Consider the following 14,320-nt stretch of genomic DNA (forward strand, 5'->3'; position numbering starts at 1 on the left):
TCAGACGAGTCTCGGAAACGGATCGAAACGAAGCTGGGCGACCGCGGCAGCCGGAAGCGCATCGGCTTCGATCAATGCAGCGGCCTTGGCGAGATCGCCGGCCATGTAGCGATCGGCAGCGAGCGCAGGCACCTGCTCACGCAACGCGGCAATGACGGTGACCAGCGGCGCGCTGGTCGCATGTGGCGCACGCAGCGTGATGCCTTGGGCGGCGACCAGAAGCTCGATGCCGAGAATGGCGGCGAGATTGTCGGCCATGTCGGACAGGCGCCGCGCGGCATGCGCGGCCATCGAGACATGGTCCTCCTGGTTGGCGCTGGTCGGCGTCGAATCGATCGAGCAGGCGAGCGCACGCTGCTTGTTCTCGGCATAGAGCGCGGCCGCCGTCACCTCGGCGATCATGAAGCCGGAATTGAGGCCGGGATCGGGGGTGAGGAACGGCGGCAGGCCGAAATTGAGCGCGGGATCGACCAGCGTCGCGATGCGCCGCTCGCTGATCGCGCCGATCTCCGACAGCGCCAGCGCGATCGCGTCGGCGGCGAAGGCCACTGGCTCGGCGTGGAAATTGCCGCCGGAGACGATCTCGCCGGTTTCGACCAGCACCAGCGGGTTGTCGGTGACGGCATTGGCCTCGACGATCAGCGTGCGCGCGGCCTGCGTGATCAGATCGAGGGCGGCGCCTGCGACCTGCGGTTGGCAGCGCAGACAATAGGGATCCTGCACACGCTCGTCGCCTTCGAGGTGCGAGAGGCGGATGTCGCTGCCGTCGAGCAGCGCGGTCAGCGTCGCGGCCGCCGCGATCTGGCCGGCATGGCCGCGCAGCGCCTGGACTTCGGGGCGGAACGGTGCCGTCGAGGCCATCGCCGCATCCACCGACAGTGCGCCGGTCACGAGTGCGGCGCGGGCGAGGCGATATGCGCGCAGCACGCCTGATACGGCGTAGGCGGTCGAGAATTGCGTGCCGTTGATCAGCGCGAGGCCTTCCTTCGGCCCGAGGGTCAGCGGCGTGAGGCCGGCGACCTCGAGTGCGTCGGCGCCGGATACGGTCTTCCCGTCAACGATCGCCTGCCCCTCGCCGACCATCACGGCCGTCATGTGCGCGAGCGGTGCCAGATCGCCGGAGGCGCCGACCGAGCCCTGCTGCGGCACCAGCGGACAGACGCCACGGGCCAGCATGTCCTGCAACTGCTCGATCACCGCGCGGCGCACGCCGGAGGCGCCACGCCCGAGCGAGACGATCTTCAACGCCATCATCAACCGCACGATCGGCTCCGGCGTTGCCGGGCCGACGCCGCAGCAATGCGAGACGATGAGGTTGCGCTGGAGCAGCGCGGTCTGGTCCGGCGGAATGCGCTTGGAGGCCAGCTTTCCAAAACCGGTGTTGATGCCGTAGACGGGGACGTCCGCCTGCGCAGCTCGCGTAACGATTTGCGCAGCCGCCTCGACACGCGGCCAGAACGAAGGATCGAGCACGACGGGGGCGCCTTCGAGCACGCGCGCGAGATCGTCGAGGCTCACTGTTCCCGGCTTGACGACGATCGCTGTTTCCTGCTCCGTCACTGCCCCCTCCATACCCGCTTGTGCAGCGGATTGAAGCCGATGCGGTACACCAGCTCGGCGGGCCGCTCGATCTCCCAGATCGCAAGGTCGCACCATTTGCCGGCTTCCAGCGTGCCGGTCTCATTCAGGAGACCGACTGCCCGCGCGCCTTCACGGGTGACGCCGGCAAGGCACTCGGCCACGTTCATCCGGAACAGGGTCGCACCCATGTTCATCGCGAGCAGCAGCGAGGTCAGCGGCGAACTGCCGGGATTGCAGTCGGTCGCCAGCGCCATGGGAACGCCGTGCTTGCGGAACGTCTCGACCGGGGGCTTCTGCGTCTCGCGAATGAAGTAGAACGCGCCGGGCAGCAGCACCGCCATCGTGCCGGCGCTCGCCATTGCGACGGCACCGGCCTCATCGGTGTGCTCGAGATGATCGGCCGAGAGCGCCGAGAATCTCGCGGCAAGCGCAGCGCCGCCGAGATTCGAGAGCTGGTCGGCATGGAGCTTAACCGGCAGTCCAAGTCCCCTCGCCGTTTCGAACACTCGCGCGGTCTGCTCGGCGGAGAATGCGATGCCCTCCATGAAGGCGTCGACGGCGTCGGCGAGGCCCGCTTTTGCGACCGCCGGCAGCATCTCCTTGCAGACGCGGTCGATGTAACCATCCTTGTCGCCAGCGGCCTCGACCGGCAGCGCATGCGCGCCCAGGAACGACGTGCGGATCGTCACCGGCCGCGCGCGGCCGAGGCTGCGCGCCGCCGCAAGCTGTCGCATTTCGGTTTCGGTATCGAGGCCGTAGCCGGACTTGATCTCGACCGTGGTCGCGCCCTCATCGATCAGCGCGGCGAGCCGCGGCAGCGCGCCTGCCACGAGCTCGGCTTCACTGGCCTTGCGCGTCGCCGCCACGGTCGAGACGATGCCGCCGCCGGCGCGCGCGATCTCCTCGTAGCTCGCCCCCTTCAGGCGCAGCTCGAATTCATGCGCGCGGTCGCCGCCATAGACCAGATGGGTATGGCAGTCGACGAGACCGGGCGTGATCCAGCGCCCCTCGCAATCGATCCGCTCGATCGCGTCCGCATCGACGGGAAAGTCCGCTGTCGCGCCCGCATAGGCGATGTGGCCGCCGCGTGCGGCGATGACACCATGCTCGATCTCGCCGAGATCGGGACGATCGGCCCGCATCGTCGCGAGGCGGGCATTGTGCCAGATCCGGTCGAAGCGCGCTGCCATGCGGGTATCCATTAGCCCTGGGGATGCTTGACTTATATGTCTAGACATATAATCGTAAGGCGGTTCTGTCCAGCCGGCGTGTAAATCATGACCCGACTGCATTTCGCTTCCGCGCTCCTGCCTTCGGGCTGGGCCAATGACGTGCAGGTGGTCGTCACCGCCGGCGCGATCGCGGCGGTGACACCGGGCGTGGCGCCGGCCGCCGGCGACGAGCGCCACGCCATCGCGCTTCCGGGACTTGCAAGCCTGCACAGTCACGCGTTCCAGCGCGGCATGGCCGGCCTCGCGGAGCTGCGCTGCGATTCCACCGACACGTTCTGGACCTGGCGCGAGACGATGTATCGCTTCGCGCTGGCCATGACGCCCGACGACGTCGCGGCCGTTGCGACGCTGCTCTATGTCGAAATGCTCGAGCAGGGTTTTACCCGCGTCGGCGAATTCCACTATCTGCACCACGACCGCGACGGCTCGCCCTACGCCGACCCTGCCGAGATGGCCGCGCGCATTGCGCAGGCCGCCGAAGCCTCCGGCATTGCGCTGACACTGCTGCCGAGTTTCTATGCGCATGGCTCGTTTGGAGGCGCAGCGCCGCATGCGGGGCAACGCCGCTTCATCTGCTCGGTCGATCAGTTCGCCGCATTGATGACGGCCTCGCGCAAGGTGATCAGCGCACTGCCGGGCGCCAATATCGGCATCGCCCCGCACAGTTTGCGCGCTGTGGCGCCGGACGAGCTTGCGGCGATCATTCCGCTCGCGAACGGCGGACCGGTGCACATTCATGCCGCCGAGCAGGTGAAGGAGGTCGAGGATTGCCTCGCCTGGTCGGGCCGGCGTCCGGTGCAATGGCTGCTGGAGCACGCCCCGCTCGATCGGCGCTGGTGTCTCATTCACGCGACCCACATGACGAGTGAGGAAGTGACGGCGTTGGCCAGGACCGGTGCGGTGGCGGGCCTCTGTCCTGTTACGGAAGCGAGCCTCGGCGACGGCGTTTTTTCGGCGCGGGAGTTTGTCGACGCCGGCGGCCTTTTCGGCGTCGGTACCGATTCCAACGTGTTGATTGGCGCAGCCGACGAATTGCGCCAGCTCGAATACGGCCAGCGGCTCAAGCACCGCCAGCGAAACGTGCTCTCCGGCGGCGCAGGTCATTCCACAGGACGCTCGCTGTTCGACAGAGCGCTCGCCGGCGGCGCGCGGGCGCTGGCGCAGCCGACGGTCGGCCTCACACCCGGTGCACGCGCCGACATCGTAACGCTCGACGCAGCGCATCCTTCGCTGGCGGGACGCGCGCACGATGCCGTCATTGACGGCTGGATCTTCGCCGCCGGCGGCGCCGCCATCGATTGCGTCTGGGCCGGCGGCCGCAAGGTGGTCGAGGGCGGTCAGCATGGATTGCGCCAAGCCGCACGCGAACGCTTCAACGCATCGATGCGGAGGCTCGTCGCATGAGCCTCGTCAGCGATGCCGACAAGCCGACGCTCTACAAGCGCATCCGCGCCGACATCGAGAAGCGCATCCTGACCGGCGAATGGCCGCCCGGCCATCGCATTCCATTCGAGCACGAGCTGGTCGCGCGCTACGGCTGCTCGCGCATGACCGTGAACAAGGCGTTGTCGGAGCTCGCGCAAGCCGATCTGATCGAGCGGCGGCGGCGCGCCGGCTCGTTCGTGCGCCGGCCGCAGCATCAGTCGGCGGTGCTCAAGATCGCCGACATTCGCGCCGAGATCTCCGCGCTTGGACGCAGCTACGGCTACGAGCTGATCGGCCGCAAGCTGCGCGCGGCGACGGCCGCCGACCGCGATCGCCTCGGCGTGAAGAAGGCCGGCAAGGTGGTCGCGATCACCTGCCGACATAGCGCCGATAATGTGCCTTTCGCGGTCGAGGACAGGCTGATCGACCTCTCGTCCGTGCCCGACGCCGCGGCCGCCGATTTCTCGCGCGAACCGCCAGGCTCCTGGCTGCTTCACCATGTCCCATGGACCGAGGCCGAGCATACGATCAGTGCCATCGTTGCGGACGACCGCACGGCGGAAGCGCTCGACATTGCCGTCGGCGCCCCCTGCCTCGTGATCGACCGCTACACCTGGCGCAGCGCACGCACCATCACCGCGGTGCGCCTGCTCTATCCCGGTGACTCTCACCGCCTTGTCGCCCGATTCAAGGGAGGCTGAGAGGACATGTCGGCACAATTCGTGCAACGCATCGGGCAACGGTCCAGGTGGGCCGACAGTGATCAACAGGACGTCAAACCATCGATCGGCAAGAGGACGAAAATCATGCGTAGTTCGAAAGTATTTGCGACAATCATTGCCTTCGCGGTGGCCACCCCCGCGCTCGCCGACGACGTCAAGGTCGGCGTCGGCATCTCCGGCTGGACCGGATTCGCGCCGCTGACGCTGGCGAAGGAGGCGGGCATCTTCAAGAAGAACGGCCTCGACGTCACCATCAAGAAGATCCCCCAGAAGGACCGCCATCTCGCCATCGCCTCCGGCGACATCCAGTGCGCGGCGACCACGGTCGAGACCTGGATCTCCTGGAACGCCAACGGCGTCGCGACCAAGCAGATCTTCCAGCTCGACAAGAGCTACGGCGCCGACGGCATGGCCGTGCGCAACGACGTCGCCGCGATCAAGGACCTCAAGGGCAAGACCGTCGCAGCCTCCGCGCCGGGCACCTCGCCCTATTTCGCGCTGGCCTGGATGCTGAAGAAGAACGGCCTCACCACCAAGGACGTGACGATCGTCAACCTCGAGCCCGCTGCGGCCGCGCAGGCCTTCGTCTCCGGCCAGAACGATGCCGCGATGACCTATGAGCCCTATTTGTCGACGGTGCGTGCCGCGCCCGACAAGGGCAAGATCATCGCGACAACGCTGGACTATCCGATGGTGATGGACACGTTCGGCTGCACGCCGAAGTTCCTCACCGACAATCCCAAGGCCGCCAAGGCCCTCGCCGACAGCTACTTCGAGGCGATCGAGATGATCGCCAAGGACCAGGCCAAGTCCTACGAGATCATGGGCGCCGACGTGAAGCAGACCGGCGAGCAGTTCGGCAACTCGGCGAAATATCTGCGCTGGCAGGACAAGGCCGCGAACCAGAAGTTCTTCGCCGGCGACTTCCTGACCTTCAACAAGGAGGCCGCCGAGCTGCTGCTCGAGATCGGCATCATCAAGGCCGCGCCGAAGGTCGAGGACCTCTACGACGCGAGCTTCATCAAGTAACGTTCTCCAAGATGCCGGTTCCGCCTCGGGCGGAGCCGGCGCACCATTCGGATACAGTTTGATGCGTCCCCTGGATCCCGTGACATCGAAGCAGCGTGCGGCGTACGGCTTGGCGTTCTTCGTGCTGTTCGTCGCCCTCTGGTCGTGGGCGACGTTCGGCGGCCATGTGTCGAAGACCTTCCTCGCCAATCCGCTCACCATGGTGCAGGAGGGCCTCGAGCTGCTCGCCAAGCACGGCTTCCTGTTCGACATCGGCATGACGATCTGGCGCGTCGTCGGCGGCTTTGCACTCGCGGCCGTCATTGCGGTGCCGCTCGGCGTGCTGATGGGCGCCTACAAGCCGGTCGAAGCCTTCCTCGAGCCGTTCGTCTCATTTGCACGTTATCTGCCCGCTTCCGCCTTCATCCCGCTGCTGATCCTGTGGGCCGGCATCGGGGAATTGCAGAAGCTGCTCGTCATCTTCATCGGTTCGGTGTTCCAGGTCATCCTGATGGTCGCGGTGACGGTCGGCGCCACGCGGCGCGATCTGGTCGAGGCCGCCTACACGCTCGGCGCCAGCGACCGCGGCATCATCCGCCGCGTGCTGCTGCCCTCCTCCGCGCCGGAGATCGCAGAAATCCTGCGGCTGGTGCTGGGCTGGGCCTGGACTTACGTCATCGTCGCCGAGCTGATCGGCTCGTCCTCGGGCATCGGTCATATGATCACCGACAGCCAGGCGCTGCTCAACACCGGCCAGATCATCTTCGGCATCATCGTGATCGGATTGATCGGCCTGATCTCGGACTTCCTGTTCAAGGCGTTCAACGCCTGGCTGTTTCCCTGGAAGCTCGCATGACTATTCTTAGGATCGAGCAGGTCTCGCGCACCTTCCCCGCGCGCCACGGCAACGCGCCGACCAGGGCGCTGGAGCCGACCGACCTCACCATCGGCAACAACGACTTCGTCACCATCCTCGGCCCCTCCGGCTGCGGCAAGTCCACGCTGCTGCGCATCGTCGCGGGCCTCGACCGTCCGACCGGTGGCCGCGTCACGCTGGACGGGCGCGAGGTGACCGGCCCGGGCGCCGATCGCGGCATGGTGTTCCAGTCCTACACGCTGTTCCCCTGGCTGACGGTCCGCGAGAACATCGCCTTCGGCCTGCGCGAGCGCGGCGTGTCCGAGGCGGAGCGACACAAGATCGCGGATGCCTTCATCCGCCAGGTCGGACTGTCCGGCTTCGAAAATCACTGGCCGAAGCAGCTCTCCGGCGGCATGCAGCAGCGCACGGCGATCGCACGCGCGCTCGCCAATGACCCGAAGATCTTGTTGCTCGACGAGCCCTTCGGCGCGCTCGACAACCAGACCCGCGCCCTGATGCAGGAGATGCTGCTCGGGATCTGGGAGCGCGACCAGAAGACGGTGCTGTTCGTCACCCACGACATCGAGGAAGCCATCTTCCTCGGCAGCCGCGTCATCGTCATGAGCGCACGCCCCGGACGCATCAAGGCCGAAATCCATGTGGACCTGCCGCATCCCCGCTCCTACAAGATCAAGACCACGCCGGAATTCGTCCAGCTCAAGGAACGGCTGGTCGAGGAGATCCGCACCGAGGCGCTGAAGGTTGCCGAACATGCCTGACGCTCGTACCGAGGGACATCGCGTTCTCGCCGACCTCCATGCACTTCGCGCCATCGGCGCCTACAAGACCGGCGTGCACAAGCCGACCTTCTCCGAGCCGCACAAGCTGTCGCTGGAGTGGCTCGTTCAGAAGCTGCCCGAGGCCGATCTTTCCGCGACGATCGACGGCATCGGCAATGTCTTCGGGACGAGCACGAAGCCCGGGCCGAAGCTGCTGGCGGGATCGCACCTGGAAAGCCAGAATTATGCCGGCTGGCTCGATGGCCCGCTCGGCGTCGTCTATGCGCTCGAGGCCGCGCGCGTCCTGAACGCCGACGCTTCCGTGAACGGCGCGGTCGAGGTCGCCGCCTGGTGCGACGAGGAGGGACATTTCGGTCATTTCCTCGGCTCGCGCTCCTATGTCGGACAGGTGGCCGAGGCCGACATCGAAGCCGCCCGCGACCGCACCAGCGGCCGCACCATGCGCGATGCCCTTGCCGACATGGGGCTCGCGGGGCGTCCGCGCATCACCGCCGAGCCGGGACGGCACGTCGGTTATCTCGAGGCGCATATCGAGCAGGGCGACACGCTCGAAAGCGGGCGCCTCGCGATCGGCGTCGTGACGTCCATCGTCGGCATCTGGCAGTACCAGATCAATTTCACCGGCGAGCAGAACCACGCCGGCACCACGCGCATGGCGGTGCGCAAGGATGCCGGCCTCGCGCTGGCCAAGTTCTGCGTCGCGATCGAGGAACGTTTTCCGAAAGCCTGCGGCCCGCGCACGGTCTGGACCACCGGCCGCATCACGCTCGATCCGGGCGCGCCGAGCATCATCCCCGGTGGCGCAGAGATGCTGTTCCAGATTCGCGACGACGATCCGACGGTCATCGCGCGGCTGGAGCAATTGCTCCGGACCATGGCGGACGAGGCCAGTGCCAAGGGCCCCTGCACCGTCAGCGTGACGAAGCTGCGCACCGGCGCACCCGCGATGATGAATGCGGGCTTTCAGGACGCGATCGAGGCCGCGAGCAAGGCCGTCGCCGGCGGCCGATCCATCCGCATGCCCAGCGGCGCCGGCCACGATGCGCAGATGCTGGCAACCGTCATGCCCGCCGGCATGCTGTTCGTGCCGTCGATCGGCGGCATCAGCCATCACTGGACCGAGAACACGGCGGATGCCGACATCGTGACGGGCGCAGAGGTGTTCGTCGAGGCGTGCCGGCGGATCCTTGGCGGCTAGCGCTGCGTCCGGAGCGCGACCGAGAGTTTGGCGTCTGCTCTCTCCGCCCGTCATTGCGAGGAGCTCGCGACAAAATTGCGTAGCAATTTTGCGCAGATGCGACGAAGCAATCCATAATCTATCCGCAGAAAGATTCTGGATTGCTTCGCTGCGCTCGCAATGACGGAGTATGACGCAACTACATTGCTCTTTCAGTGCCGTAGGGTGGGCAAAGGCGCATAGCGCCGTGCCCACCAACCTTGGCAGTAAGCGAGAATGGTGGGCACGCTGCGCTTTGCCCACCCTACGATATTTGAGCTTGTCACACGCAGATACGCCTCGCTCCATCCGGGCTACCGGCCACCTGCAATCGCGACAAGTTGCTCGCAGCTGGCACGAGCTGCGACAATCTGAACGCGGTGCCGACACAAAGCTGCGGCATTTCTCCGCTTTCTCCACCGTCCCGCCTGTACTTCCCCGGAGTTCCCATGTCTTCTGCCGATCGGCCGGCGACCCGTCTTGCCACTCGGCTTGCGTTCCTCGTCGCGGGCTTCGGCATCGCGTGCTGGGCACCGCTGGTGCCGTTCGCGAAGGCGCGGCTCGCCGTCGACGACGGGGTTCTCGGGCTGCTCCTGCTCAGCCTCGGCATCGGCTCGGTCGTCGCGATGCTGCTCACAGGCGTTCTCAGCGCGCGCTACGGCAGCAGGCCGGTCATCGTCGCGGGCGGGCTTGGTCTCACACTGGTGCTGCCGCTGCTGGCGATCGCAAGCTCGCCGCTGTCGCTGGCGCTGGCGCTCCTTGCGTTCGGCGCCGCGCTCGGTTCGATCGACGTCGCCATGAACATCCACGCCGTGGAGGTGGAGCGCGCCGCGGGACGCCCGCTGATGTCCGGGTTCCACGCCCTGTTCAGCATCGGCGGCTTCGCCGGATCCGCGCTGATGACGGCGCTGCTCTCGCTGCAGCTCGGGGCACTCGCCTGTACCCTGATCTGCTCCGTGCTGATGCTGATCGCGATGCTCGTAACCTGGCCGCGCCTGCTTCGCTCGGTGCAGGTGCAGGAAGGCCCATTGTTCGTGCTGCCGCACGGATCGGTGCTGCTGCTGGCGCTGCTCGGCGCCATCACCTTCCTGGTCGAAGGCGCGATGCTCGATTGGGGCGCGCTGCTCGTGATCAGCGCCGGGCTCGTCAGCGAGGCGCAAGGCGGCGTCGGCTACATCGTGTTCTCGATCGCGATGACGATCGGGCGGCTCGGCGGCGATGCGGTCGTTGCGCGCATCGGAGACCGCACGACATTGCTGTGGGGTAGCCTCATTGCGATCGCCGGCTTCGTGGTGCTGCTCACCGCCCCCGTGGCAGCGGTCGCCATCGGCGGATTCCTGCTGATCGGGCTCGGCGCCTCGAACCTCGTGCCTGTGCTGTTCCGCCGGGCGGCGCAGCAAAAGGTGATGCCCACGGGACTTGCGGTCGCGGCGATCACGACAGCAGGCTACGCAGGCGTCCTGCTCGGCCCTGCAGGCGTCGGCTTCGTCGCACAGCTCGGCGGACTGCCGATGGCATTTTGGCTGCTCACCGCCTTGATGGGTCTCGTCACGTTGACGGCTCAGATCGTCACCGCGGAGCAGCGCCCGACCGGGTTTTAGCCTCCGACCGCCGCAGCTCGCCGCGGCAGTTTCCAGCCGGGCCGGATGAAGTGGCAGGTGTAGCCGTCAGGATAACGTTCGAGATAGTCCTGATGCTCGGGCTCGGCTTCCCAGAACTCGCGCGCGGGCGCGACCTCGGTCACCACCTTGCCGGGCCACAGGCCTGACGCCTCGACGTCGGCAATGGTGTCTTCGGCAATCCGCTTCTGCTCCTCGCTGGTGTAGAAGATCGCCGAGCGATAGCTCGTGCCGATATCGTTGCCCTGACGGTTGAGCGTGGTCGGATCATGGATCTGGAAGAAGAACTCCAGCATGGTCCGGAAGCTGGTCCTTACTGGATCGAACACGATCTCGATCGCTTCGGCATGGCCATCATGATTGCGGTAGGTGGCGTTCTTGACGTGCCCACCGGTGTAGCCGACGCGGGTGGAGATCACGCCCGGCTGCTTGCGGATCAGATCCTGCATGCCCCAGAAGCAGCCTCCGGCCAAAACTGCGCGTTCCGTCGTCATGTGATGTGCTCCCAATGATCGCCAAACAGCTCGTGCATCATATAGGCTTTCGGCCACCCGGCCGAAAGCCACGCATTGACGCGGGTCCACCCGGGCCTGGACCGGATGGACCGGAAGCAAACGCTTGCCCTAGACCAGCTTGGCGTCGAGCGTGATGGCGGCGTTGAGCACCTTGGACACCGGGCAGTTCTTCTCGGCCTCGCCGGCGAACCGGGCGAAGCCGGCATCGTCGAGACCAGGCACTTTCGCCCGCAGGGTCAGCGCGGATTTGCTGATCTTGAAGCCCTTGCCTTCGGGCTCGAGCGTGACGGCGGCTTCGGTCGAGAGCTCGTCCGGCGTGAAACCCGCCATTTGCAGGCCGAAGGCAAGCGCCATGGTGAAACAGCCGGCATGGGCTGCGGCGATCAACTCTTCGGGATTGGTGCCCTTCTCGTTCTCGAAGCGGGTCTTGAACGAATAGGGCGTCGCGGCAAGCACGCCGGATTCGCTCGACAGTTGGCCCGTGCCATCGCGACCAGTGCCCTTCCAGACTGCTGTTGCCTTGCGGATCATCTCAGCTCTCCTTGCTTGCCTAAACCGGATCGAACGCGCGGATCGGCGGCAGATTGCCGGTGAACTTCTCCACCTCGACGGTCGTCAACTGGCCGGTGCAGCCCTGCGCCAGGGACGAGGTGCCGACGTCGCGGGTCAGCACGTTCGGATTGCCGTGAACGCAGAGCGGCGCCTCGTCTTCGGGATCCATCGGATCATACCACGCGCCGGTCGGAAGCTGAACCACGCCGGGCGAGATGCCGTCGGTGACGTGGACCGCGGCGAGGCACGCGCCGCGATCGTTGAACAGGCGGATGATGTCGCCGTCCTTGATGCCGCGCGCCTGTGCATCGACCGGGTTCATGCGCGCGACCTCGCGGCCGCGATGCTTTGCGGAGAGCGAATGCCCGCCGAAATCGAGCTGGCTGTGCAGGCGCGTCACCGGCTGGTTGGCGACGAGGAAGCACGGTGCACCTCGCTTGGGAATATCGGTCTTGTCGAGCCAGACCGGATGGCCCGGACAATCCGCATCGCCGTGCGCTGCGATCTTGGCCGAGAAGATCTCGATCCGTCCGCTCGGCGTCGGCAAAGCGTGATTGACGGGGTCCTCGCGGAAGCGGCGCAGCCGGCCGCCGTCGTCGGGCTGCTGCGGCACGACCAGGCTGCCGCGCGCCCAGAACTCGTCGAAGTCAGGCGCCTCCAGGCCGCGCTTCGCCAGCGAGGCGCGGGTTGGCTCGTAGAGATGCTCCAGCCATTGCCGCGACGTGCGTCCCTCGGTGAAGGGCTCGCGCACGCCGAGAGGTTCGGCGAGATCGGCAAAGATGTCGTAGTCGTCGCGCGCCAGCCCGAACGGCTCGGCGATCCGGTGCATGGCGACCATGAGCGGGTCGTTGGTGGAATAGCCGATGTCCTCGCGCTCCAGCGTCATCGTGGAAGGCAGCACGATGTCGGCGTGGCGGGCGGTGGCGGTCCAGGCGAGCTCGTGCACGACCAGCGTGTCCACCTTCGCGAAGGCCTTGCGCAGGCGGTTGATGTCCTGATGGTGATGGAACGGATTGCCGCCCGCCCAGTAGACCAGACGAATGTCCGGATAGGTGCGCGTCTCGCCGTTGTAGCGATACGTGCCGCCGGGATTGAGCAGCATGTCGGCGATGCGCGCCACCGGAATGAAATCGGCAACGCCGTTGCGGCCCTGCCCCAGCGTCGGCCCCGGCACGTCGTTGACGCGGCGGCCGTAATAGCCGATCGCCCCCAGCGAATAGGCATAGCCGCCACCGGGAAGGCCGATCTGGCCGAGGGCCGCCGCCAGCACCATGCCCATCCACACCGGCTGCTCGCCATGCTCGGCGCGCTGCAGCGAATGGGAGACGGTGACGAGCGCACGCTTTCCGGCAAGACGCCGCGCCAGCTTGCGGATCGCATCCGCCTCGACGCCGCAGATCGCGGCGGCCCATTCGGCGTGCTTGGCTTGCCCGTCGCTCTCGCCGTTGAGATAGCGCAGGAAGATTGGCCAGCCCTCGGTGTAGCGATCGAGGAAGGCCTGGTCGTGCAGGTTCTCTCCGACCAGCGTATGGACGATGCCGAGCATCAAGGCGGTGTCGGTGCCGGGCACGCAAGCCATCCATTCGGCGCCGGCTTCGACCGGCAGATCGTCACGCAGCGGGCTGACCAGGATGAACTCGCAGCCGCGCGCCCGCGCCGCCGCCATGGCGCCGCGCTCGACATGCTTGCTGATCGAGCCGCCGGCCACCATGGAGTTCTTCAGCGCCATGCCGCCGAACGCCAGCACGATGTCCGTCTCGGTCGCAATCTGCTCCCAGGTGACGTTGCGCTTGGTGATGTCCTCGTAGCCGGCCAGGATCTGCGGCAGTAGCACCGAGGACGCACCGGACGAATAGGTGTTGACCGAGCGCACATAGCCGCCCATCGCGATATTGAGGAAGCGATGCACCTGGCTCTGGGCGTGATGGAAGCGCCCGGCACTCGACCAGCCATAGGAGCCGCCGAACACGGCGCCGGGTCCGCGCGTGTCGCGGATGCGGCCGAGTTCGTCACCGAGGAGATCGAGCGCCTTGTCCCAGCTGACGGAGACGAATTCGTCGCGGCCGCGGCGATCGTCGGGGCCCGGCCCGCGCTCGAGCCAGCCGCGGCGGATTGCCGGCTGGGCGATGCGCGCCTGGTGGCGGAGCGCGCCGGGAAAATTGTCGATGATGCCGTTCGGATCGGGATCGCCCGCATAGGCCCTGACCTCCAGCCCGGCCGCGCCCTGGCGCGCGGAGAACACGCCCCAATGCGAGGTGTGCGGCTTGAAGCCGTCCGACAGGTCAAGACCGGGGTCGGGGAAGCCAATCGTATCGTCCATCTCTGATCCTTGTTCCGGCGGCGTCGGCAAAGGGTGGTAATATACCGATCCGCTCCGGACGTCGTCGAAATCAGGGTTGACGGGAACGCTGACCTGCCCCGCGCAAAGCCAGCCTCAGGGCTGTTGACACTCCCGAGTGTCATCGAGCGCGTTATGGCGCCGACGCTGCATCATCCGCGTGCGCAGCAATCGACCAGCAGATTCCAGATCCGCTGCGTCTCTTCTCTCTTGTTCGCCTCCGGCACGTTCTCCGCGCTCGACCGATCAAGCGCGGCGATAGCGGGAGGTTGGCGAGGCACGATCCACCGCTCCGAAATCGGGTCGTACCATTTGCCGATATTCATCTCAGTCACGACGGTCGACTCACAAATTGACAGGCTCGGGCGATGCGCCCCGCGCGGTGCTCATTGGAGCCCGTGTGGCGCGCCACCCGATTCACCAATCAGGAGATCGCATGTTGGTTCCAGAACC

General features: G+C 66.5%; 13 protein-coding genes. 7 read left to right on the plus strand and 6 right to left on the minus strand.

The window, feature by feature from the left end:
• A complete protein-coding gene (hutH, locus tag DCG74_RS32145; protein WP_172785597.1) occupies window positions 1-1,560 on the minus strand; it encodes a histidine ammonia-lyase in 1,560 nt (519 codons plus the stop codon).
• Complete coding sequence (gene hutI, locus DCG74_RS32150) at window positions 1,557-2,771, minus strand: imidazolonepropionase (protein WP_172785598.1); 1,215 nt, start codon at window positions 2,769-2,771, stop codon at window positions 1,557-1,559. Before hutI ends, hutH begins: the two co-directional genes overlap by 4 nt.
• An 87-nt stretch (window positions 2,772-2,858) precedes the next feature.
• Here hutI and DCG74_RS32155 point away from each other — a divergent pair, with 87 nt between their 5' ends.
• From DCG74_RS32155 to DCG74_RS32185, 7 genes are all read left to right on the plus strand, one after another.
• The gene (locus tag DCG74_RS32155) at window positions 2,859-4,217 is read left to right on the plus strand and encodes a formimidoylglutamate deiminase (protein ID WP_172785599.1); all 1,359 of its coding nucleotides are present in this window, start codon (window positions 2,859-2,861) and stop codon (window positions 4,215-4,217) included.
• Complete coding sequence (hutC, locus tag DCG74_RS32160) at window positions 4,214-4,939, plus strand: histidine utilization repressor (RefSeq protein WP_172785600.1); 726 nt, start codon at window positions 4,214-4,216, stop codon at window positions 4,937-4,939. The genes DCG74_RS32155 and hutC overlap by 4 nt, the downstream gene beginning before the upstream one ends.
• A gap of 105 nt (window positions 4,940-5,044) precedes the next feature.
• Window positions 5,045-5,989 carry an ABC transporter substrate-binding protein gene (locus DCG74_RS32165; RefSeq protein WP_172785601.1) on the plus strand — a complete coding sequence of 315 codons (945 nt, stop codon included), beginning with the start codon at window positions 5,045-5,047 and terminating at the stop codon, window positions 5,987-5,989.
• Window positions 5,990-6,050: 61 nt separating this feature from the next.
• Window positions 6,051-6,824, plus strand: a complete 774-nt coding sequence (locus DCG74_RS32170; RefSeq protein ID WP_172785602.1) for an ABC transporter permease — start codon at window positions 6,051-6,053, stop codon at window positions 6,822-6,824.
• Window positions 6,821-7,606, plus strand: a complete 786-nt coding sequence (locus DCG74_RS32175; RefSeq protein ID WP_172785603.1) for an ABC transporter ATP-binding protein — start codon at window positions 6,821-6,823, stop codon at window positions 7,604-7,606. Before DCG74_RS32170 ends, DCG74_RS32175 begins: the two co-directional genes overlap by 4 nt.
• Window positions 7,599-8,825 carry a Zn-dependent hydrolase gene (locus DCG74_RS32180; RefSeq protein ID WP_172785604.1) on the plus strand — a complete coding sequence of 409 codons (1,227 nt, stop codon included), beginning with the start codon at window positions 7,599-7,601 and terminating at the stop codon, window positions 8,823-8,825. The genes DCG74_RS32175 and DCG74_RS32180 overlap by 8 nt, the downstream gene beginning before the upstream one ends.
• 467 nt (window positions 8,826-9,292) lie before the next feature.
• A complete protein-coding gene (locus DCG74_RS32185; protein WP_172785605.1) occupies window positions 9,293-10,444 on the plus strand; it encodes an MFS transporter in 1,152 nt (383 codons plus the stop codon).
• Here DCG74_RS32185 and msrA read toward each other — a convergent pair.
• The 4 genes from msrA to DCG74_RS32205 form a co-directional block, all read right to left on the minus strand.
• Complete coding sequence (gene msrA / locus DCG74_RS32190; RefSeq protein ID WP_172785606.1) at window positions 10,441-10,956, minus strand: peptide-methionine (S)-S-oxide reductase MsrA; 516 nt, start codon at window positions 10,954-10,956, stop codon at window positions 10,441-10,443. The two genes, DCG74_RS32185 and msrA, sit on opposite strands and share 4 nt — an antisense overlap.
• Before the next feature lie 129 nt (window positions 10,957-11,085).
• Window positions 11,086-11,508: an OsmC family protein gene (locus DCG74_RS32195; RefSeq protein WP_172785607.1), complete on the minus strand. Its 423-nt coding sequence runs from the start codon at window positions 11,506-11,508 to the stop codon at window positions 11,086-11,088.
• 19 nt (window positions 11,509-11,527) lie between these two features.
• A complete protein-coding gene (locus DCG74_RS32200) occupies window positions 11,528-13,849 on the minus strand; it encodes a molybdopterin guanine dinucleotide-containing S/N-oxide reductase (RefSeq protein ID WP_172785608.1) in 2,322 nt (773 codons plus the stop codon).
• Between the two features lie 170 nt (window positions 13,850-14,019).
• Complete coding sequence (locus DCG74_RS32205) at window positions 14,020-14,202, minus strand: hypothetical protein (protein WP_172785240.1); 183 nt, start codon at window positions 14,200-14,202, stop codon at window positions 14,020-14,022.
• Window positions 14,203-14,320: the final 118 nt, after the last annotated feature.

The sequence above is a fragment of the Bradyrhizobium sp. WBAH42 genome (assembly GCF_024585265.1).
Lineage (GTDB): Bacteria > Pseudomonadota > Alphaproteobacteria > Rhizobiales > Xanthobacteraceae > Bradyrhizobium.

Coding starts and splice junctions, on each gene's coding strand:
- hutI (WP_172785598.1), bottom strand. CDS start 2,771: ATGGCAGCGCGCTTCGACCGGATCTGGCACAATGCCCGCCTCGCGACG.
- DCG74_RS32155 (WP_172785599.1), top strand. CDS start 2,859: ATGACCCGACTGCATTTCGCTTCCGCGCTCCTGCCTTCGGGCTGGGCC.
- hutC (WP_172785600.1), top strand. CDS start 4,214: ATGAGCCTCGTCAGCGATGCCGACAAGCCGACGCTCTACAAGCGCATC.
- DCG74_RS32165 (WP_172785601.1), top strand. CDS start 5,045: ATGCGTAGTTCGAAAGTATTTGCGACAATCATTGCCTTCGCGGTGGCC.
- DCG74_RS32170 (WP_172785602.1), top strand. CDS start 6,051: ATGCGTCCCCTGGATCCCGTGACATCGAAGCAGCGTGCGGCGTACGGC.
- DCG74_RS32175 (WP_172785603.1), top strand. CDS start 6,821: ATGACTATTCTTAGGATCGAGCAGGTCTCGCGCACCTTCCCCGCGCGC.
- DCG74_RS32180 (WP_172785604.1), top strand. CDS start 7,599: ATGCCTGACGCTCGTACCGAGGGACATCGCGTTCTCGCCGACCTCCAT.
- DCG74_RS32185 (WP_172785605.1), top strand. CDS start 9,293: ATGTCTTCTGCCGATCGGCCGGCGACCCGTCTTGCCACTCGGCTTGCG.
- msrA (WP_172785606.1), bottom strand. CDS start 10,956: ATGACGACGGAACGCGCAGTTTTGGCCGGAGGCTGCTTCTGGGGCATG.
- DCG74_RS32195 (WP_172785607.1), bottom strand. CDS start 11,508: ATGATCCGCAAGGCAACAGCAGTCTGGAAGGGCACTGGTCGCGATGGC.
- DCG74_RS32200 (WP_172785608.1), bottom strand. CDS start 13,849: ATGGACGATACGATTGGCTTCCCCGACCCCGGTCTTGACCTGTCGGAC.